General features: G+C 62.5%; 18 protein-coding genes. 8 read left to right on the forward strand and 10 right to left on the reverse strand.

Annotated features, from left to right (window positions below; translation table 11 throughout):
* Positions 1 to 22: 22 nt before the first annotated feature.
* Entirely contained in the window at positions 23 to 772 is a 750-nt protein-coding gene (locus L1O02_RS07110; protein ID WP_235759734.1) for an enoyl-CoA hydratase-related protein, read from the forward strand.
* An 82-nt stretch (positions 773 to 854) separates the two neighbouring features.
* Here L1O02_RS07110 and pyk read toward each other — a convergent pair whose 3' ends face one another.
* Positions 855 to 2,306, reverse strand: coding sequence for a pyruvate kinase (gene pyk, locus L1O02_RS07115; RefSeq protein WP_016963242.1), 1,452 nt, complete (start codon positions 2,304 to 2,306; stop codon positions 855 to 857).
* 157 nt (positions 2,307 to 2,463) lie between these two features.
* On the opposite strand from pyk, the gene L1O02_RS07120 reads away from it, so the two are divergent.
* Complete coding sequence (locus L1O02_RS07120) at positions 2,464 to 2,838, forward strand: hypothetical protein (RefSeq protein ID WP_060840750.1); 375 nt, start codon at positions 2,464 to 2,466, stop codon at positions 2,836 to 2,838.
* Positions 2,839 to 3,056: 218 nt separating this feature from the next.
* Complete coding sequence (locus L1O02_RS07125) at positions 3,057 to 3,416, forward strand: PilZ domain-containing protein (RefSeq protein ID WP_060840749.1); 360 nt, start codon at positions 3,057 to 3,059, stop codon at positions 3,414 to 3,416.
* A 15-nt stretch (positions 3,417 to 3,431) separates the two neighbouring features.
* Here L1O02_RS07125 and L1O02_RS07130 read toward each other — a convergent pair whose 3' ends face one another.
* From L1O02_RS07130 to L1O02_RS07155, 6 genes are read right to left on the reverse strand one after another with little or no spacing between them, the layout of a single operon-like run.
* Positions 3,432 to 4,763 (reverse strand): DUF58 domain-containing protein, encoded by a 1,332-nt coding sequence (locus tag L1O02_RS07130; protein ID WP_060844450.1) that lies wholly within the window; start codon positions 4,761 to 4,763, stop codon positions 3,432 to 3,434.
* 13 nt (positions 4,764 to 4,776) lie between these two features.
* Positions 4,777 to 5,802 carry a MoxR family ATPase gene (locus L1O02_RS07135; protein WP_060840747.1) on the reverse strand — a complete coding sequence of 342 codons (1,026 nt, stop codon included), beginning with the start codon at positions 5,800 to 5,802 and terminating at the stop codon, positions 4,777 to 4,779.
* Positions 5,799 to 6,962, reverse strand: coding sequence for a DUF4350 domain-containing protein (locus L1O02_RS07140; RefSeq protein WP_235759735.1), 1,164 nt, complete (start codon positions 6,960 to 6,962; stop codon positions 5,799 to 5,801). The genes L1O02_RS07135 and L1O02_RS07140 overlap by 4 nt, the downstream gene beginning before the upstream one ends.
* A complete protein-coding gene (locus tag L1O02_RS07145) occupies positions 6,959 to 8,509 on the reverse strand; it encodes a DUF4129 domain-containing protein (RefSeq protein ID WP_235759736.1) in 1,551 nt (516 codons plus the stop codon). Before L1O02_RS07145 ends, L1O02_RS07140 begins: the two co-directional genes overlap by 4 nt.
* The gene (locus tag L1O02_RS07150; protein ID WP_235759737.1) at positions 8,496 to 9,476 is read right to left on the reverse strand and encodes a stage II sporulation protein M; all 981 of its coding nucleotides are present in this window, start codon (positions 9,474 to 9,476) and stop codon (positions 8,496 to 8,498) included. The genes L1O02_RS07145 and L1O02_RS07150 overlap by 14 nt, the downstream gene beginning before the upstream one ends.
* Entirely contained in the window at positions 9,473 to 10,198 is a 726-nt protein-coding gene (locus L1O02_RS07155; protein ID WP_060840744.1) for an RDD family protein, read from the reverse strand. Before L1O02_RS07155 ends, L1O02_RS07150 begins: the two co-directional genes overlap by 4 nt.
* A gap of 185 nt (positions 10,199 to 10,383) precedes the next feature.
* On the opposite strand from L1O02_RS07155, the gene sbcB reads away from it, so the two are divergent.
* On the forward strand, positions 10,384 to 11,811 hold the full coding sequence (sbcB, locus tag L1O02_RS07160) for an exodeoxyribonuclease I (RefSeq protein WP_060840743.1): 1,428 nt from the start codon (positions 10,384 to 10,386) through the stop codon (positions 11,809 to 11,811).
* Positions 11,812 to 11,915: 104 nt separating this feature from the next.
* Here the strand turns inward: sbcB and mvaT are convergent, their stop codons facing one another.
* On the reverse strand, positions 11,916 to 12,290 hold the full coding sequence (mvaT, locus tag L1O02_RS07165; RefSeq protein WP_060840742.1) for a histone-like nucleoid-structuring protein MvaT: 375 nt from the start codon (positions 12,288 to 12,290) through the stop codon (positions 11,916 to 11,918).
* A gap of 347 nt (positions 12,291 to 12,637) precedes the next feature.
* Here mvaT and purU point away from each other — a divergent pair, with 347 nt between their 5' ends.
* Together purU and L1O02_RS07175 are read left to right on the forward strand one after the other, a co-directional pair.
* Positions 12,638 to 13,486 carry a formyltetrahydrofolate deformylase gene (gene purU / locus L1O02_RS07170; RefSeq protein ID WP_047305937.1) on the forward strand — a complete coding sequence of 283 codons (849 nt, stop codon included), beginning with the start codon at positions 12,638 to 12,640 and terminating at the stop codon, positions 13,484 to 13,486.
* A gap of 67 nt (positions 13,487 to 13,553) precedes the next feature.
* Entirely contained in the window at positions 13,554 to 13,754 is a 201-nt protein-coding gene (locus L1O02_RS07175) for a hypothetical protein (RefSeq protein WP_060840741.1), read from the forward strand.
* 9 nt (positions 13,755 to 13,763) lie between these two features.
* On the opposite strand, the gene L1O02_RS07180 is transcribed toward L1O02_RS07175, so the two are convergent.
* Positions 13,764 to 15,653: a methyl-accepting chemotaxis protein gene (locus tag L1O02_RS07180; protein ID WP_060840740.1), complete on the reverse strand. Its 1,890-nt coding sequence runs from the start codon at positions 15,651 to 15,653 to the stop codon at positions 13,764 to 13,766.
* A gap of 193 nt (positions 15,654 to 15,846) precedes the next feature.
* On the opposite strand from L1O02_RS07180, the gene L1O02_RS07185 reads away from it, so the two are divergent.
* A complete protein-coding gene (locus L1O02_RS07185) occupies positions 15,847 to 17,334 on the forward strand; it encodes a helicase HerA-like domain-containing protein (RefSeq protein WP_108545330.1) in 1,488 nt (495 codons plus the stop codon).
* 17 nt (positions 17,335 to 17,351) lie between these two features.
* On the opposite strand, the gene L1O02_RS07190 is transcribed toward L1O02_RS07185, so the two are convergent.
* Positions 17,352 to 17,807: a DciA family protein gene (locus tag L1O02_RS07190; protein ID WP_060840738.1), complete on the reverse strand. Its 456-nt coding sequence runs from the start codon at positions 17,805 to 17,807 to the stop codon at positions 17,352 to 17,354.
* A 322-nt stretch (positions 17,808 to 18,129) separates the two neighbouring features.
* Here L1O02_RS07190 and secA point away from each other — a divergent pair, with 322 nt between their 5' ends.
* Positions 18,130 to 20,871: a preprotein translocase subunit SecA gene (gene secA, locus L1O02_RS07195; RefSeq protein ID WP_060840737.1), complete on the forward strand. Its 2,742-nt coding sequence runs from the start codon at positions 18,130 to 18,132 to the stop codon at positions 20,869 to 20,871.
* Positions 20,872 to 20,880 lie beyond the last annotated feature (9 nt).

Here is a 20,880-nt window from a genome sequence, read left to right on the forward strand (position 1 = left end):
ACTTTTCCAAAGCGAGATCTCCATGACCGATGCCATCGAGCTGCACCGCGAAGGTGGGCTGCTGACCCTGCGCCTGAACCGCCCCGACAAGAAAAACGCCCTGACCCGTGCCATGTACGGTCGCCTGGCCCAAGCCCTGGCCGAGGCGGACGCCGATCCGCAAATCAATGCCGTGCTGATCTGCGGCAGCAGCGAATGCTTTACCGCCGGCAACGACATCGCCGACTTCCTGGAGCAGCCCCCCAAGGACCTCGACAGCCCGGTGTTCCACTTCATGCGCAACCTGCTCGATTGCCGCAAGCCGGTGGTGGCTGCGGTCGCGGGGGCGGCGGTGGGCATTGGCACCACCTTGCTGCTGCATTGCGATCTGGTCTACGTCAGTCGTGATGCGCGCTTGCGCATGCCGTTCGTCAACCTTGGGCTGTGTCCGGAATTCGGTTCGAGCCTGATCCTGCCGCGCCTGCTGGGGCGGGCCAAGGCCGCTGAGTTGCTGCTGCTCGGCGAAGGCTTCAGTGGCGAACAGGCCGCTGCCTGGGGCATTGCCACTGCGGCTTTGGGGGATGGCGTAGCGACCTTGGCCAAGGCCCGGGAAGCGGCCTTGCGTTTCAGTCAGCTGGCGCCCGACGCGGTGCAGATCAGCAAGCGCCTGATGCAGGCGCCGGACCGTGAGCTGTTGCGCCAGGTCATCGAGCAGGAGGGGATGGAATTCACCCGGCGCCTGCAGTCGCCGGAAGCGATTGCCGCGCTGTCCGGGTTTCTCGCCAAGGGTTGAGGGCGGCGATATCTGTTCCCGGCGGAGATGAAAAAGCCCCGGCGTTTTCGGCGCCGGGGCTTTTCGTGCAGCGGGTCGGTACTCAGACCATCGGGTCGCCAACGTGCAGGATCTTCATGCCGTTGGTGCCACCGGTGGTGTGGTAGCTGTCGCCCTTGGTGAGGATCACCCAGTCGCCTTTCTCCACGACGCCGCGCTTGAGCAGCTCATCGATCGCGGCCTGGCTGACCTGCTCGGGCGGCAGGGAGGCCGGGTCGAACGGGATGGTGTAGACGCCACGGAACATTGCCGCGCGAGCCTGGGTTTCGCGGTGCGGGGAGTAGGCATAGATCGGCACCGAGGAGCGGATGCGCGACATGATCAGCGGGGTGTAGCCACTTTCGGTCAGGGCGATGATCGCCTTGACGCCAGGGAAGTGGTTGGCGGTGTACATGGCGGCCAGGGCGATGCTCTGGTCGCAGCTTTCGAACACCTTGCCCATGCGGTGGCTGGAGGTCTTGCTGGTGGGGTGCTTTTCCGCCCCGACACAGATCCGCGCCATGGCCTGCACCGCTTCCAGCGGGTAGGCGCCGGCGGCGCTTTCCGCCGAGAGCATGACCGCGTCGGTGTAGTCGAGCACGGCGTTGGCCACGTCGGACACTTCGGCACGGGTCGGCATCGGGTTCTGGATCATCGACTCCATCATCTGGGTCGCCACGATCACCGCCTTGTTGTGGCGACGGGCGTGCAGAATGATTTTCTTCTGGATGCCCACCAGCTCGGCATCGCCGATTTCCACGCCCAGGTCGCCACGGGCCACCATCACCGCGTCGCTGGCATTGATCAGGCCGTCGAGGGTTTCGTCGTCGGCCACGGCTTCGGCGCGTTCGATCTTCGCCACCAGCCAGGCAGTGCCACCGGATTCGTCACGCAGCTTGCGCGCGTATTCCATATCGGCGGCGTCGCGAGGGAAGGACACGGCCAGGTAGTCGACCTGCATTTCGGCCGCCAGCTTGATATCGGCCTTGTCCTTTTCGGTCAGGGCCGGAGCGGTCAGGCCGCCGCCACGACGGTTGATGCCTTTGTGGTCGGACAGCGGGCCGCCCACGGTCACCACGCAATGCAGCTCGGTGGCGGTGGCGGTTTCCACGCGCATCACCACGCGACCATCGTCCAGCAGCAGTTCGTCATTGACGCCGCAGTCCTTGACCAGGTCCGGGTAGTCGATGCCGACGATGTCCTGGTTGCCTTCGGTCAACGGATGCACGGTGGAGAAGGTGAACTTGTCACCGATCTTCAGTTCGATACGCTTGTTGGCGAATTTGGCGATACGGATTTTCGGGCCTTGCAGGTCACCGAGGATGGCCACGAAGCGGCCGTGCTTGGCTGCCAGGTCGCGGACCAGTTGGGCGCGAGCCTTGTGCTCGTCCGGCGTGCCGTGGGAGAAGTTCAGGCGGGCGACATCCAGGCCTGCAAGAATCAACTGTTCGAGAACTTCCGGCGAGTTACTGGCCGGGCCAAGGGTGGCAACGATTTTGGTACGACGAACGGACATGCACGGACTCCTGAGTTCAAGCGCAACGAGAGGCTACTATGCTCCGAAGTTGTAGTCATTGTTCGTTTGCACTACTTATTGCTTTGTTTGTTTACCGCAACAACCTTGAAGATTTTTGCCGATGAGTCGATACACTGCACAAGACAGGAGATACCCCATGCGATTCGTACTCATTGCTATCTTGGCCGTCAGTGTTGTCGGCTGCACCCGCTGGTCCATGAACCATCATTTGAATAACGCCTATCGCGCTTATGACCGTGGCAACTGCGAGAGCGTGATGCTCGAGTTGAGCCAGGTCGACCGTGACAGTCGTGCGCGGCGCTATATCCAGCCGGAAGTGTCGATGCTGCGCGGGCAATGCCTGGAGCGGCAGAAGTTGTTCGTCGATGCGGCGCAGACTTATCAGTTCATCATTACCCAGTACCCCAGCAGCGAGTACGCCTACCGTGCCCGTGCGCGCCTGGACACCTTGCAGCAACTGGGTCACTACCCGGCAAACGGTGCGGCGCAAGTTCGTCGTACTGCGTTGTAAGTCACAGCGCCGCGGGGCAGTGTAATTGCCCCTCGCGCTTGAGCTAACATTTGTACAGGTTGTTCGAACACTGCCCGGTTCCTGCCTGGGCAGTGGCGTTGAAATCCTCCAGACGATTTTCCTCGCACCTCGAATCCGGGCGAACGAGCTGCTCTTGCAGGTCCGTTCCGATGCACTAGTGCGGTCATGCTTAATGGCCTTTCATAGCGATACCCAGCATGTTCACTGAACCGCGGATCGAGCGGCATCAACTGCCGTCCTACTTGAGAGTCTTCAATCGGTTTACCGACAAGCCGGTCGGTTTCCTGGGCAATATCTCTGCAGACGGGCTGATGCTGATCAGCCCGTTGCCGATGCTGATCGGCGCCGCGTTCGAGTTGCGGGTCAAGGTTCCCGGCGGTGATGGACAACTGCAGTTCATCGACTTCAGCGCCTGGTGCCTGTGGTGTCACGAGGACCTGACCCCGCACCAGTACGACAGCGGTTTCAGCCTGCTGCGAGCGAGCGACGACTTCGCCGAGCTGGAGCATGCCCTGCGGCATTACTTCAGCTTTCATCCCTTGCAGACGTCGGCCTGACAGGCACGATTGCCGTTACAGGCTGCCGGCTTTCTTCCAGCCCAGATAACGGCTGACCAGTTCCGCGCCAAGCTCTCCCGGGCGTGCATCGAGCAGGGCGATGCCGTGGGCGCTCAGCCGTTCGTGAAGTTCGGCGCGGCCGTTCAGGTAGTTCACCGCCGAGCTGTAGAGCAGCGCTTCGGGCAAGGTCTGCACCGGGTTCTGGCGCAACTGGTCGAGCACTTCCTCGCGCAGGCTGGCCACCAGCACCCGATGCTGGCGCCCGATGCGCTTGACCGCGGTCAGCAGTTCCTCATCGTCTTCGTCCCGCAGGTTGGTGACCAGCACCACCAGGGCCCGGCGCTTCTGCCGGGCCAGCAGTTCACTGGCGGCGGCCTGGTAGTCGGCGGGACGCTGGCTGGTGTGCAGATCGTAGACGCCGTTGAGCAGCACGTTCAGATGGGCCTGGCCCTTGATCGGCGCCACGTAGCGCGAGCGCTCCCCGGCGAAGGCGTACAGCCCCACGGCATCTCCCTGGCGCAGGGCCACGTAACTGAGTAGCAGGCTGGCGTTGAGGGCATGGTCGAAATGCGCCAGTTCGTCGTCCTGGCTGCGCATGCGGCGTCCGCAGTCGAGCATGAAAATGATCTGCTGGTCGCGCTCGTCCTGATACTCCCGGGCGATGGGCGTGCGTTGGCGGGCGGTGGCTTTCCAGTCGATCTGCCGCAGGCTGTCGCCCTCGCGAAACTCCCGCAACTGATTGAACTCCAGGCCCAGGCCCCGACGCTGCAACTGGCGCACCCCGAGCTGGCTGAGCCAGTTGTCCACCGCCAGCAACTGCGCACCGTACAGGCGGGCGAAGTCCGGATAGACCCGGGTGCTGCCGTGCACCTTGAGCAAACGCCTGGCGCTCCACAGGCCCAGAGGGCTGGGCAGCGCCACCTCACACTGGTCGAAGTCGAAATGCCCCCGTTGCAGCGGCCGCACGCTGTAGCCGACCTTGCTGGCCTGGCCGGGCTCCAGGTTGACGGACTGTGGCAGATGCTCGAAGCCCAGGCCCTGAGGCGGATGATCGAACAGTTGCACGCACAGCGCCTGCCCGTAGGGATGGCGGATCTCCAGCTGCACTTCGCTCCAGCGCCCCAGGGGCAGGCTGCCGGGCAACTGGCGCCGGACCTCGGGCGAGGCCATGCGCGACAGGCGCAGGGCATCGAGCAGGGCCAGCAGCAACAGGGCCAGCAACAGGCCCCAGGCGATCGAGTCCAGGCGCGGCATGGCCTGGATGCCCAGGGCGCGCATGGCGCCCAGGAGCAGGTCCAGGCCGGCCAGAGTGCCCAGCCAGATGAGCAGCAGACGAGTCGGTTTCATCGTGCTGTACGGCTCACAGGCGCGGAGCCGGGATCTGTTCGAGCATCTGCTTGAGCACCTGCTCCACCGACAGTCCTTCGATATCCAGCTCCGGGGCGATCCGCACCCGGTGGCGCAGCACGGCCATGGCGCAGCCCTTGATGTCGTCCGGAACCACGAAGTCGCCGCCACGCAGCAAGGCCCGGGCCCGGGCGCCACGGACCAGGGCAATCGAGGCCCGAGGACCGGCGCCGAGGCTCAGGCCCGGCCAGCTGCGGGTGGCCCGGGCCAGGCGCACGGCATAGTCGAGCACCTGATCGTCCAGGGGCAGGTCACTGGCGATGCGTTGCAGGGCCAGCACGTCCTTGGCCTGGAGCACGGTGCGCAGGGGCTGCACATCGAGCATGTCGGCGCGGGTCGAACGTGCGACCTGGCGGACCATGTCCAGCTCCTCGTCGGCATCCGGGTAGTCCATGCGCAGCTTGAGCATGAAGCGGTCCAGCTCGGCTTCCGGCAGTGGGTAGGTGCCTTCCTGTTCGATGGGGTTCTGGGTGGCCAGGACCATGAACGGCTGGGCAATGGGCAGGGCCCGGCCTTCCAGGGTGACCTGGCGTTCCTGCATGGCTTCCAGCAGGGCGGCCTGGGTCTTGGCTGGGGCGCGGTTGATCTCGTCCGCCAGCAGCAGGTTGGTGAACAGCGGGCCCTTGCGCAGCTTGAACTGTTCGCTCTGCAGGTCGTACACCGCGTGGCCGGTGACGTCGCTGGGCATCAGGTCCGGGGTGAACTGGATCCGCGCGAAGTCACCGCCGAAGCAGCGGGCCAGGGCCCGTACCAGCAGGGTCTTGCCGAGGCCGGGAACCCCTTCGAGCAGCACGTGGCCACCGGCGATCAGGGCGGTCAGCACGTCATCGATCACCGCGGTCTGGCCGATCAGCACTTTCTGCAGTTCCTGGCGCACGGCCTGGGCCAGTTGGCTGGCGCGCTGGCGCTGCTGGGCGGCATGCTCCTGTGGCGCTGGAGCCTCGGAGGTGTCTTGGGATTCGACGGGTTGTTCGCTCATAGGGCATTCCTGAGTGTTTGCAGGTGGGCGACCTGGTGGCTGAAATCAGCGCTGGAAAGGCGCTGCCCGGACAAGGGTTGCAGGGCCTGTTGCACCGTGCTGACCGGCTGTTGGCTGAGCAGGGCGAGGACCTCCCACTGGGCTTCGCTGGGCAATTGCTCGAAGCCCGGATAGCGGCGGCGCGCCCGGCGCCGGATATCCAGGTGCAGCGCTTGCAGCAACGGCGCCTGGCCGCCATGGCGCAGGAGAAAGTCGGCGCTGGCCCGCAGATGCTCGCGTAGCTGACGCCGGGCCTTGGGGGCCGGTGCCTGCAACGGACCCTGGCGGCTGCCGGCCTGCCACAGCCACAGGCCGATCAGCAGTGCCAGGGCCACCAGCGCCTGGGGGAAATAGCGCCAGAGCAATTGCCACAGGCTCGGGTGGTCGGTGTCGAACAGCAGGGTCACCGCCGTATCGGTATTCAGGTACCACAGCAGCCAGGCGTTGTCGTACAGACCGATGCCCGGGGTTTTCCAGATGTCGGCATCGGTCAGCACGGTGACCGACCCCTGGCCGTAGTCGAGCTGGACCATGTGGGTGGCCGTGGCGCTGTTGGCCCAGGACTGGGCCAGGTTGTCCGGGTCGACCAGATCAAAGTCGGTATCGAAGCTGACGTAGGCCGGGGCCTGTTCGCCTTCCAGGTAGATCTTGGTCAGTTTCGGAAAGGCGTCGTCGGCGTCCTGTTGCACCGGTGGTTCCTGGTCCGCGCTGAGCTGCTGATGGATCTGTACCCGGTCCAGCAGCAAATCGCCGCTTTGCTCGGTGTCTTCGTCCCACAGGGCTTCGGCGACAAAGATCAGCCGGCCGCCGGCACGGGCCCAGTCCAGCACCTGGTCGACCTGGTGCGGACTCATGTTGGAGCGCTCGCCGAGCAGCAGCAGGCTGTTGCCGACCGGCTTGAGGCTGGCCAGCACTTCCAGGCTGTTGGCGTGGTCGACCTTGAGGCCGCGCTCGCGCAAGAACATCTCGGCAGCCAGATAGGGATTGGCCTGGGCCTCGGGAGACGGGCCGTGATCGACCAGTTCCTGATAGGGCGTGGCGTGGCGGTACAGGAAGTAGCCGGCAGCGCCCAGTACCAGGATCAGCAACAGCGCCAGGCCGCCCCACAGATAGCGTTTCATGCGCAGGCTCCCGGGCCGAACAGGCTACGCCAGCCATCGCACAGTTGCGCTTGCAGGTCGGCACCGGGCACGCGATGACCGTAGGCCATGTTCTGCCAGTGGGTGGTCAGTTCGCGGCTGAAGGCTTCCAGGGACGGTTGCTGCAGCGCCTTGATCCGCTCCAGTACCTGACCTTCGGTGTCGGCCACGCTCAGCGGCAGTTGAAAGTCCTCCAGCAAGCGGCTGAGCAAGGCCCGATACAACAGGCCCAGCGCTTCCCGAGGCTGGCTGGCCCACAGTGCCTGGGCGTGGGCGGCCACGTCGGCGGGCAGGGTCTGGCTGCTGACGTCCAGGCCGAACAGCTGCTGGGGGATCGGCGCCGGGCGCTTTTTACGCGGCAGCGGACGGCGGCCGACAAAGGCCCGCAGCCAGTCGCGGTAGCGCCACAGCAACCAGCCCAGGGCACTTAGCAGCAAGCCCCAGAGGAGGATTTCCAGGCCCTTGGCAAGGTTGCTGAAGCGATTCTGGTCGAGGCTTTCCAGCAGGCTCTTGAGCCAGCCCGGAGGCTTGCCCTTGGCGTCCTTTTTCGCTGTTTGCTCCTCACCGAAGCGGTAGCGGGTGACCGATTCCTGATTCTTGAACGGCGGTTTATCCAGGATGCCCTGGATGCTGTCTTTCGCGGCCTTGCTGGTCAGGGGTTGCTGCAACAACCGGGGCACTTCGGGGCCGGCCACGGAACTGCTGGGGCTGGCTGCCCACGGCGCCTGGCCCGGCACCGCCAGCAACAGGCCGCTCACCAGCAGCAGCGCCGCGACGCCGCCCAGGCGCTGACGCAGGCGGCGAAACACCAGCTCGATGTCCCAGGCCTCGAGCTCGGTGCGGCGATTGAGGTACAGGCTGAAGCCGCAGGCCACGTAGATCGGTTCCCAGATCACCAGCACCAGGGCGTAGAAGGCGTTGGTCAGGTGTTCCAGCCACAGCCAGTCCTGCTGGGCGGCAATGACCAGGCTCTGCCAGTTCCAGTCCAGCTCGACCTGTTGCGGCAGCAGCAGGTAGAACAGCACCAGCAGGCCGATCCACAAGGCGCCCTCCAGATGCATGCCGATCAGCGTCAGCCAGCGCGCAGCCCCGGCGTTGCGCTGCAACAGCACCCCCAGGCGCTGCTGCCGGGCGTCGCCGTCCAGGCCCTCCAGTTGCACCACCGGCAGGACGAAACTGCGGCTCAGGCTGAAGCGGCGCCAGGTCAGGCTGGCCAGCCATTGCGATTTGAGCAGGCGCGGCCACTGGCGCAGGGCCTGGCCCAGGCTCGGGGTTTCACCGAACAAAGCCTTGGACAGGATAAACAGCGGCAAGGGCTCGAAGGCCGGCTTGAGCCACCAGAACAGCAGCACCGCCAGGGAGGGCGATTGCCACAGCAGCAGGCTCAGCAGGGCGAACACCGGCAGACTGACGATGGCCCAGCTGGTCATCAGCAGCCACCGGTGGCGCTGGCTCAGGAGTACGCCCAGGTCCATGGCTTCCCAGGTCGTGCGGGGGCGGATCACCACACTGGCATCACTCAGGCGCATGGGGTTCTCGTCCGGCCAGGGTCAGGTACGCCAGCATCAGGCCCCACAGGCTGGCGCCGACGCTGTATTTGATCCAGGCCGCCGGCCAGGTCATGGAGGACCAGTAGGCTTCTATAAAGGCGGCGATCAGCAGAAACACGATCACCCCGTAGATCAGTTGCACGCTGATCCGCGCAGCCTGCAACAGCGCGTCGCCGCGCCGCAGGCGACCGGGGGCGATCAGTGCCCAGCCCATCTTCAGCCCGGCCGCACCGGACAGGGCAATGGCGCTCAGTTCGAAGGCACCATGGCCGATGACGAAGGGCCAGAAGGTCTGGCCGAAGCCGATCTGGGTCAGGTGGCCGGCGATGGCGCCTATCATCAGGCCGTTGAAGAACAGGAAGAACACACTGCCCAGGCCAAACAGCAGGCCGCTGGCGAAGGTCTGAAAGGCGATACCGATGTTGTGCATGATGTAGTAGCCGAACATCACCCAGTCTTCGCTGGAGGCGCGCTCGGCGACCCGTCCCAGGCGTGCGCCGCCAGGGTCGTACATGCTGCGCATTTCCGATACCTGCTGCGGGCTCACCAGGCTGTAGACCAGTTCGGGGTACAGGTACACCAACAGGCCGATACCCAGCAGACTGCCGAAGAACAGCAGGCTGGCGATCAGTACCAGGCGCCATTCCTGGCGCACCAGGCGTGGAAAGCCGGCCAGTAAGAAAGCCAGGACATTGGTGCTGATGGCGGTGCGTTGCCGGTAGAGTTGCTGATGGCCGCGCAACACCAGTTGCTGCAATGGATCGATCAGGTAACTGCTGTAGCCGCGCTCCTGGGCCAGGGCCAGGTGCTGGCACAGGCGGCGGTAGTCCTGGACGAAGGTCTGGCAGTCTTCGGCCCGGGCGCGACCCCGCTCGAGCTGGTCGAGCAGTTGCTCGAACTGTTGCCATTGCGCCTGGTGGCGGCTTTCGAAAAGGCTCTGTTTCATGTGGATCCCAGAAAGCCGCGAGCGATGCCATTGAGTTCGGCTGTCGCCTGGGCTGCGGGCACGTGCAGTGGTTGCGCGAGGATGCCTGCCAGTTCCCGGGTTCGTTCGGCAGACAGCTGGCCCTGGCGTTCGGCAAAGCCGAGGATCGCCCGTTGTTCATTCAGGCTCAGGGCGAAGGGCGCGGAGCGGGGCGTGGCGTCGGGCAGTTGCGGTCGGGTCAGGGATTGCTCGCGGTAGATCACCAGGGTGCCGGCGGCCAGATCGCCGAGGCGCTTGAAGGTCGGATGCTGCAGGCAACTGATGGCGCCGAGGAAGTAGCCGAACGGCAACATGTCGGCAAAACGCAGCAGGTTGCGGGTCAGGGAGGCGCTCCAGCCAATGGGGGTGCCATCGTCCTGAACCACTCGCAGTCCCATCAGGTGCTTGCCGGGCGAGCGGCCCTGGTTCAGCACCTCGAACAGCACCATGTACCACCAGCTGATCAGGAACAGCAGGATCGAACCGAGGCCGATGCCGATCTCGCCGAAAAAGCCCAGCACGATGAACAGCAGGCCCAACACCAGCCCGCGAATGCCCAGGTCGAGGGAAAACGCCAGGGTACGGACCAGCAACCCCGCCGGTCGCAGCGGCAGATCGATACCCTCGGGGGTTTCGACCTGATACCGCGTATCCAGTGGCGGGTGCAGCGATGCGTTCCTTGGCGTTGCTGTCGTCTCAAGCATGGGCAACTTGGGGGCTTGGCCTGGTAGAGAAAAATCCAGCGCAGATGCTAGCAGTGTCCGAGGGGCAAACGACATCATTAACTACGATTTCGGTGTGCTGCCCTGCGCGCCGCCCGTTCACGCGGCTGGCCCTGGTGACGCTTGAGCGCCTAGACTGCGGCGGTCTTTCAGTTCAGGAACAGGCCGTGACTTCCCTCTTTTGGTACGACTACGAAACCACCGGCATCAATCCGCGCTGCGATCGCCCGTTGCAAGTGGCCGGTATTCGCACCGACCTGGCGCTCAACGAGATCGACGAGCCGGTCAACCTCTATTGCCAGCCCAGCGACGATATCCTGCCGCACCCGGCAGCCTGCATGATCACCGGCATCACCCCCGGTCGCCTGGCGGCCCAGGGCTTGAGCGAGGCGGACTTCATGACCCGGGTGCACGCCCAGCTGGCGCGCCCCGGCACCTGTGGCGTGGGCTACAACACCCTGCGCTTCGACGATGAGGTGACCCGCTACAGCCTGTATCGCAATTTCTTCGATCCCTATGCCCGCGAGTGGCAGGGCGGCAACAGTCGCTGGGATCTGATCGATGTGGTGCGCACCGCCTATGCCTTGCGTCCCGAGGGTATCGTCTGGCCCGAGGAGCAGGGGCAGGTGACCCTCAAGCTGGAACGGCTGACCGCGGCCAACGGCATCGATCATGGCCAGGCCCACGATGCGCTGTCCGATGTCCGGGCGACCATTGCCCTGGCGCGCTTGATTCGTGATCGGCAACCCAAGCTCTATGACTGGCTGTTCCAACTGCGCAGCAAACAGCGGGTGATGGATCAGATTCGCCTGTTGCAGCCTCTGGTGCATATTTCCGGGCGCTTTTCCGCCGCGCGCCACTACCTCGGCGTGGTACTGCCCCTGGCCTGGCATCCGCGCAATCGCAATGCGCTGATTGTCTGTGACTTGCATCTGGATCCTCAGGGATTGCTGGAGCTGGATGCCGACACCTTGCGTCAGCGTTTATATACCCGGCGTGATGATCTGGCGGACGGCGAGTTGCCGGTGCCGTTGAAACTCATCCATATCAATCGCTGCCCGGTAGTGGCGCCCTTGAATGTCTTGCGGGGCGAGGATCAACAGCGATTGCACTTGGACATGGAGCAGTACCAGCGCCGGGCCGGGCTTTTGACTGAAACTCAGGAAGTTTGGCGGGATAAACTTTCGCTGATTTATGGGCCCGATGAGTTCGCGGCCAGCGAGGACCCGGAGCAACAGTTGTACGACGGCTTTATTGGCGATCGCGACCGGCGATTGTGTGAGCAAGTACGTGAGGCCGACCCGCTGCATTTGGCTCGGCAACAGTGGCCCTTTGATGATGAGCGCTTGCCCGAATTGCTCTTTCGCTACCGCGCTCGCAACTTTCCGGAAACATTGGATGACGCCGAGCAAGAGCGTTGGCGGGCATTTTGTCGTCAGCGTTTGCTAGAAGCGAAATTCGGCGCGCCCAATACCCTGGAAAGTTTTGCCCAGGGGCTTGAACAATCGTTGTTAAGTGCAGATCCCAAGCAACGTCAGGTACTGGATGAGTGGCAGGCCCATGTTCAGGACCTCAGCGGGCGCCTGGCTCTTTGAGAGCGGGGCCGGCCCCTTGGGCATTAAGCCCGGCCATGAAAAAACGCCAGCAAGCTGGCGTTTTTTCATGGCGGCGGTAAGGCCCGGGCGCTCACTGGCGAGACTTAGCCCAGCAGGGTTGCCCAGCCTTCAACCACGTCGCCGCCCCACTTGGCTTTCCACTCTTTCAGAGTCTTGTGGTTGCCGCCTTTGGTTTCGATGACTTCACCGTTGTGCGGGTTTTTGTACTGTTTAACTTTACGGGCACGCTTGGTGCCGGTGGTTTTTACAGCAGCGCGCGGCGCTTTAACTTTCGACTCAGGATCCAGCAGGGCAATGATGTCGCGCAGGGACTTGGAGTACTCGCCCATCAGGCTGCGCAGTTTGCCTTCGAATTCCAGTTCGGTTTTCAGTTTGTCGTCCTGGGACAGGTTCTTCAAACGTGCTTGCAGTTCTTTAATGGCTTCTTCTGTAGCACGGTATTCGTTGATCAGGGACATGAGGACTACCTTATTGAGCGCTGAGTGACTGGGTGACAGTGTCGCAATAATAGTCACGGAGTTTGTGCAAGTAAACATAATAACGCTGTTTTATTCGGCGCTCTTAGTGTGTTTAGGCGCAAAAGTCATTTCGCTATTTAATAGATCGAGGGATTCGATTGCGCTATTCACAAATTACTTGTGCGCTATTGGCAAGTGTCTGCGGCAGTGCTTGCAGTGATGCCCGTTAAGACGCAATCAGGGTGCTGTTGCCAATCTAATCCGGGCCTGCGGCGCAATGAATACTGCAGTTTTGTCGCGTAATGGCTAGAATGGCGACCTTTGCGAAGTTCTGGAGTTTTCCCCTCATGCGCACCTTTCGGTTGGTGATTTCTTGCCCTGACCGCGTTGGCATCGTTGCCAAAGTCAGTAACTTTCTGGCCTCCCATAACGGTTGGATCACCGAAGCGAGCCACCACTCGGACAATCTCAGTGGCTGGTTCTTCATGCGTCACGAGATTCGTGCCGACTCCCTGCCTTTTGGTCTGGAGGCTTTTCGCCAGGCTTTTGCGCCGATCGCCGAAGAGTTCTCGATGGACTGGCGCATTACCGATACCGCCGAGAAAAAGCGCGTCGTGCTGATGGCCAGCCGCGAGTCCCATTGCCTGGCGGATCTGCTGCATCGCTGGCACAGCGATGAGCTCGATTGTGAAATCGCCTGTGTGATCTCCAACCATGACGACCTGCGCAGCATGGTCGAGTGGCATGGCATCCCTTATTACCATGTGCCGGTCAATCCTCAGGACAAGGAGCCGGCGTTTGCCGAGGTGTCGCGTCTGGTCAAGCAGCACGATGCCGAGGTGGTGGTGCTGGCGCGCTATATGCAGATCCTGCCGCCTGAGCTGTGCCGCGAATACGCGCACAAGGTGATCAACATCCACCACAGCTTCTTGCCGTCCTTCGTCGGCGCCAAGCCTTACCACCAGGCGTCCCTGCGTGGGGTGAAGCTGATCGGCGCCACCTGCCACTACGTCACCGAAGAACTGGACGCCGGTCCGATCATCGAGCAGGACGTGGTGCGGGTCAGCCACAGCGACAGCATCGAGGACATGGTGCGTTTCGGTCGTGATGTGGAGAAGATGGTCCTGGCCCGCGGCCTGCGCTACCACCTGGAAGACCGGGTGCTGGTCCACGGCAACAAGACCGTGGTGTTCTGATCGAAAAAAAACCAGGAGCCGGGTTCAAGATCCCGGTCCTGGTTGTTCACCTCGAGAGGTCAGCGCGATGACCGATCCACTGGATAAAGCCACTTCCAAAGCCCCCGCCACCCTCGGCGAGGGATGCCTGAGCCGCTACGACCCCGATGAGCTGGATGCTGAAGACGGCACCGAGTTTCCGGGTGCCGCCCAATTGTGGGAGCAGTTGCAGCAGGAGCCCACGCCACCGGCGTCCGTAGACACCGGCTCGCCGGCTAAAGGGGCCTGAGGCCCTGCGTCAGATCCTGAAGCTGCCCACCAGGTGCTTCAAGCGCGCCGATTGCTGTTCCAGATCGGAGCAGGCCCGCAGGGTCGCCTGCAGGTTTTCAACGCCTTCCTGATTCAGCGTGTTGATTTCGGTGATGTCCATGTTGATGGATTCGACCACCGAGGTCTGTTCTTCCGTGGCGGTGGCCACCGACTGGTTCATGCCGTCGATCTCGCCGATGCGCTGGGTCACGCTGCTCAGCCGCTCCCCGGCCTGGTTGGCGATCTCGACGCTGTCCTGACTGTGGCGCTGGCTGTTGCTCATGGTGCTGACCGACTCCCGGGCGCCCACTTGCAACTCTTCGATCATGGTTTGCACTTGCTGTGCCGATTCCTGGGTGCGGTGCGCCAGGTTGCGTACTTCATCGGCCACCACGGCGAATCCGCGGCCGGCCTCGCCGGCCCGGGCCGCTTCGATGGCCGCGTTGAGCGCCAGCAGGTTGGTCTGCTGGGAAATGCTGGTGATGACTTCGAGAATCTGCCCGATGTTCACGGTCTTGCTGTTCAGGGTCTCGATGTTGCTGCTGGATGCGCTGATCATCTCCGACAACTGGTTCATCGCCTGGATGCTGCGATCCACCACTTGCTGGCCGTCTTCGGCCAGGTTGCGCGCGTCGCTGGCCTGTTGTGAGGCCTGGGCGGCATTGCGGGCGATTTCCTGGGCTGCGGCCCCCAGTTGATTGATGGCTGCGGCGACGCTGTTGGTGCGACTGGCCTGTTCATCGGAGTTGAGCATCGATGAGTTGGAGGCGCTGACCACCCGCAGGGCCACTTCGTTGACGTGCTCGGTGGCCGAGGAAACTTCGCGGATCGAACTGTGGATGCGTTCGACGAAACGGTTGAAGGCGGTGCCGAGAATGCCGAATTCGTCCTGGTTGTGGATGTTCAGGCGGCGGGTCAGGTCGCCTTCGCCGTCGGCGATGTCCTGCATCGCCCGGGTCATTACATGCAGGGGCTGCATCAGCAGGCGGATCAGCAGGCCGAGCAGGGCAATGGTCAGGGCCACGGCGGTCAGGGTGGCGATCAGGGCCGAGGTGCGGAACTCGCTTAGCATGGCGAAGGCCTTGTCCTTGTCCACCGACAGGCCGATATACCAGTTCACCGAAGACAGGCCCTTGATCGGGGTGAAGGTGACGATGCGGGGTTTGCCGTCGACGCTGATTTCGCTGAGTTCATTGCTGATGCGCGGGGTGTCCTGGGGATAAACGTCCTTGAGGGTCTTCATCACCAGGTTCTTGTCCGGGTGCACCAGGATCTTGCCGTCGGCGCTGATCAGGAACGCATAGCCCATGCCGTCGAAGTCCAGAGCGTTGATGCTGTCGGCAATCACTTGCAGGCTCAGGTCACCGCCGACCACGCCAATGCGCTGGCCAGCCTTGATCACGCTGTCGACGATGGAAATGACCAATTGGCCGGAAGCCAGGTCGATATAGGGTTCGGTCAGGGCCGAGCCGTTGCTGCTCTCGGCGCTCTTGTACCAGGGGCGTGCGCGGGGGTCGTAGCCGTCCGGCATCTTGCTGTCCGGGCGGATGATGAAGGTGCCGTCCTTGTTGCCCAGGTAAGCCCCCATGAAGGTCGAGCTCACCGACTTCTGTTCCAGCAGGTTGCTGACATTGGTCGGGTCGGGGTTGAGGGCCACCGACTGGGAGATGTTTTCGATCAGCAAGGCACGGCCGGCAAGCCAGGTCTGAATATTTTTTGCCGTGACGTCGCCCATTTCCTGAAGATAGTTGTCCAGATCATTGCGAATGGCGTTGCGTTGCAGGTAATCGTTGTAGAGCGTGAATAGTGCAAAGGCAGCTATGACGATCAGCGAGGCGGCAAGCAGGATCTTGTGGCTGAAGCGCAGATTTTTGTTCATGGCTTGGGGGGTCCGCTAAGGTCTTTGAGTCCAGGGCATCGGGTTGGAAAAGCGCGCGAAAAGGGCGGTGTTGTAAGTAAGCTGATATCTCCATCTATCCCAAAGGAATTACCTGACCTTTTTTTCAGATACTTCTGATCCATCATTTTTCATATCGACCGTGTAAGGCCAAAGATTAACCTGAGGTGACAAAATGCCTGACTCTTTGCAACTGATTATCGGTGCCGACCTCGGTGGCCAGCCGGTCGCCCAGGCCATGCGCCTGGCCAACCGCCACGGGCTGGTGGCCGGCGCCACCGGTACCGGCAAGACCGTGACCCTGCAGCGCCTGGCGGAAGCGTTCAGCGACGCCGGGGTCGCGGTGTTCGCTGCGGATATCAAGGGCGACCTGTGCGGGCTGGGAGCCGCAGGGGATCCCCAAGGCAAGGTCGCCGAGCGAATTGCCGGGATGCCGTGGCTCAAGCATAGGCCTCAGGCTTATCCGGTAACGCTGTGGGATATCCACGGGCAATCCGGTCATCCCCTGCGTACCACGTTGAGCGAAATGGGACCGCTGTTGCTGGGCAGCTTGCTGGAACTGACCGACAGTCAGCAGTCGGCGCTGTATGCAGCGTTCAAGGTGGCGGACCGTGAAGGGCTGTTGTTGCTGGACTTGAAGGATCTCAAGGCGCTGCTCAATCACCTCAAGGACCACCCTCAATTGCTGGGCGATGACGCGGCGCTGATGACCACAGGTTCCAGTCAGGCGCTGTTAAGGCGTCTGGCGACCCTGGAGCAGCAAGGGGCGGAAGCTCTGTTCGGCGAGCCCGCATTGCAACTGGAAGACATTCTGCAACCGGCTGCCGATGGCCGTGGGCGGATTCATCTGTTGGACGCGAGTCGTCTGGTGCATGAGGCGCCGAAAGTCTATGCCACCTTCCTTTTATGGCTTTTGGCTGAGCTGTTCGAGCAACTGCCGGAGCGCGGGGACTCGGACAAGCCTCTGCTGGCGCTGTTTTTTGACGAGGCGCACTTGTTGTTTTCCGGTACGCCCAAGGCGCTGCAGGATCGCCTGGAGCAGGTGGTGCGACTGATTCGCTCCAAGGGCGTGGGGGTGTATTTCGTGACCCAGTCGCCGGGAGATTTGCCGGACGATGTGCTGGCGCAGCTGGGGCTGCGGATTCAACACGGCTTGCGGGCCTTTACCGCCAAGGAACAGAAGTCGTTGCGTGCGGTGGCCGATGGTTTTCGTCCCAACCCGGCGTTCGACGCGCTGTCGGTGCTGACCGAACTCGGCATCGGCGAGGCGCTGGTGGGCACCCTGCAAGACAAGGGAACCCCGGAAATGGTCCAGCGTGTGCTGGTGGCGCCGCCGCAATCACGGATCGGGCCGCTGACCGCCGCTGAACGCCAGGCGCTGATTACCAGCTCGCCGCTGCTGGGGCGTTATGACCAGCCGATCGATCGTGAATCGGCTTATGAAGTGCTCATGGGGCGCAAGAACCTGGCGCCCAAGGAGCCTGCAACGGCAGACAAGCCGGGAGAGCAGGAGCCGAGTCTGGCGGATCGCGCCGGTGAGTTTCTCGGCACTGCGGCCGGGCAGGCCTTGAAGTCGGCCATGCGTCAGGCGGCCAATCAGTTGGGGCGGCAGTTGGTCCGCGGGTTGATGGGCTCGTTGTTGGGCGGCAGCAAGCGGCGCTGAAGCCTGGCGTGTCCGGGTCAGCCTCGCGGCTTGGCGTGGCTGGCCAGGCGCTCCAGGGCGGCGCGCAAGTTGGGATCGCTTATGCCTTCGGCGGTGGCCTGGATGGTTTCGGCGGCATTGTTCGACAGGTCCATGGTGTGCCCCACTGCGCCTTGTTGAACCGTGGGCGGCTGAACCTTGAACAGAATGCGCGTCAGGTTGCTGAATTCGTTGAACTCCTGCAATTGGCGCTGCAGGCGCTTTTGCTGATAGCGCAGGCGCGTGGCCCAGTGACCGTCGGTGACGATCAGCAACAGGCTGCCTTCGCGCCATGAAGCGACGTGGCAGTGTTCGCGAGCCGCCGGTTGCAACTGGCTCTCCAGCAGGCGCTGCAGGTGCGCCAGGCGCTGAGCGTGGCCGAGTATGGCTTTCAGAGGCTTGGCTTCGCGAAGAAGAACGGCGGGGGCGCGTGCCGTAAGGGGGCGAAATGCCATGGTCAGACACCTGAAGTTACAGAGGCGCCATGGTAGCAGAAAGCGTCCCGGCCGCCGGGCTCATCGCTTTTTCGTACTCTGACGACTTTCTCGCGCTTTGCTGATCGTAATCATTAACTTCGGGGGGGAATGGGCTTGAAGTTCGGCAAAAAGCCCTTATTTTAGGTGAGCCCCGTCACAGCGCTGTGCCAGCATCGTGGAATAACGCCACTTTCCTCACCATCGTTTCCGGGTAGAATGCTCGTTCGCATGCGGCCATGAGGGCTGCTCGGGCGACTCACGGGGCCGCCCTCCAACCCTATGTGTGGAAGATCCTGCCGATATGTTTGCGCCTTTGTTAAAGAAACTTTTTGGAAGCAAGAACGAGCGTGAAGTCAAACGCATGCTCAAGACGGTACAGATCGTCAATGCCTTCGAAGAGCAAATGGTGGCCCTTTCGGACGATCAATTGCGCGCCAAGACCGCCGAGTTCAAGGCCCGTATCGCCAAGGGTGAAACCCTCGACAAACTGCTTCCCGAAGCCTTCGCGGTCGCCCGTGAAGCCGGTAAGCGCGTCATGGGAATGCGTCACTTCGACGTGCAGTTGATCGGTGGCATGACCTTGCATGAAGGCAAGATCGCCGAAATGCGCACCGGTGAAGGCAAGACCCTGGTGGCAACCCTGGGCGTCTACCTCAACGCACTGTCCGGCAAGGGCGTGCACGTTGTGACGGTGAACGACTACCTGGCTCGTCGTGACGCCAACTGGATGCGTCCGCTGTACGAATTCCTCGGCCTGACTGTTGGCGTGGTCACGCCGTTCCAGCCGCCTGAAGAGAAGCGTGCCGCCTACGCCGCCGACATCACCTACGGCACCAACAACGAATTCGGTTTCGACTACCTGCGCGACAACATGGCTTTCAGCATGGAAGACAAGTTCCAGCGCGAGCTCAATTTTGCCGTGATCGACGAAGTCGACTCGATCCTCATCGACGAAGCCCGTACCCCGTTGATCATTTCCGGCCAGGCTGAAGACAGTTCCCGCCTGTACACCGAAATCAACAAGCTGATCCCGCGTCTGGAACAGCACATCGAGGAAGTGGAAGGCCAGGTCACCAAGGCCGGTCACTTCACTGTCGACGAGAAGACCCGTCAGGTCGAACTCAACGAAGCCGGCCACCAGTTCATCGAAGAGATGCTGACTCAGGTCGGCCTGCTGGCGGAAGGCGAAAGCCTGTACTCGGCGCACAACCTGGGCTTGCTGACTCACGTCTATGCCGGTCTGCGTGCGCACAAGCTGTTCAACCGCAACGTCGAGTACATCGTTCAGGATGGCCAAGTGGTCCTGGTGGACGAACACACCGGCCGTACCATGCCGGGTCGTCGTCTGTCCGAAGGCCTGCACCAGGCCATCGAGGCCAAGGAAAACCTCAACATCCAGGCCGAGAGCCAGACCCTGGCATCGACCACTTTCCAGAACTACTTCCGCCTGTACACCAAGCTGTCCGGCATGACCGGTACTGCCGACACCGAAGCTTTCGAATTCCATCAGATCTACGGCCTGCAGGTGATGGTGATTCCACCGAACAAGCCGCTGGCCCGTAAGGACTACAACGACCTGGTGTTCCTGACCGCGGACGAGAAGTACGCCGCGATCATCAACGACATCAAGGAATGCATGGCTCAGGGGCGTCCGGTGCTGGTAGGTACCGCGACCATCGAAACCTCCGAGCACATGTCCAACCTGCTGCAAAAGGAAGGCATCGAACACAAGGTTCTGAACGCCAAGTTCCACGAGAAGGAAGCGGAAATCATCGCCCAGGCCGGTCGCCCGGGAGCACTGACCATCGCTACCAACATGGCCGGCCGTGGTACCGACATCCTGCTGGGCGGCAACTGGGAAGTGGAAGTCGCTTCCCTGGAAAACCCGACCCCTGAGCAGATCGCCCAGATCAAGGCCGACTGGCAGAAGCGTCACCAGCAGGTGCTGGAGTCCGGTGGCCTGCAGGTGATCGCCTCCGAACGTCACGAATCGCGTCGTATCGACAACCAGCTGCGTGGCCGTGCCGGTCGCCAGGGTGACGCCGGCTCCAGCCGTTTCTACCTGTCCCTGGAAGACAGCCTGATGCGCATCTTCGCCTCGGATCGGGTGAAGAACTTCATGAAGGCCCTGGGCATGCAGTCCGGTGAAGCGATCGAGCACCGCATGGTGACCAACGCCATCGAGAAGGCCCAGCGCAAGGTTGAAGGCCGCAACTTCGACATCCGCAAGCAACTGCTGGAGTTCGACGACGTCAACAACGAGCAGCGTAAAGTGATCTATCACATGCGCAACACCTTGTTGGCGGCGGACAACATTGGCGAAACCATCGCCGATTTCCGCCAGGACGTGCTCAACGCTACCGTCAGTGCGCATATTCCTCCGCAATCCCTGCCGGAACAGTGGGACGTGGCGGGTCTGGAAGAGGCCATCCAGAGCGGCTTCGGGGTCAGCCTGCCGATTCAGCAATGGCTCGATGAAGACGACCACCTGTACGAAGAAACCCTGCGCGAGAAACTGCTCAACGAACTGATCGCCGCGTACAACGAGAAGGAAGATCAGGCCGGCGCCGAAGCGCTGCGCACCTTCGAGAAGCAGATCGTGCTGCGGGTACTGGACGACTTGTGGAAAGACCACCTGTCGACCATGGATCACCTGCGTCACGGTATCCACCTGCGCGGTTATGCACAGAAGAACCCGAAGCAGGAGTACAAGCGCGAGTCCTTCACCCTGTTCTCCGAGTTGCTGGATTCCATCAAGCGCGACTCGATCCGCGTACTGTCCCACGTCCAGGTGCGTCGCGAAGACCCGGCCGAAGAAGAGGCGCGCCTGCGTCAGGAAGCCGAGGCACTGGCTCAGCGCATGCAGTTCGAACACGCCGAAGCTCCGGGTCTGGATCAGCCTGAAGCCCTGGAAGAAGGGGTTGATGTGGATGTCGCCCTGGCCTCCGCGCCAGTGCGCAACGAACAGAAGCTGGGCCGCAACGAGCTGTGCTACTGCGGTTCGGGCAAGAAGTTCAAACACTGTCACGGCCAGATCAACTAAGATCCTCGC

Source organism: Pseudomonas sp. BC42, assembly GCF_021560055.1.
Lineage (GTDB): Bacteria > Pseudomonadota > Gammaproteobacteria > Pseudomonadales > Pseudomonadaceae > Aquipseudomonas.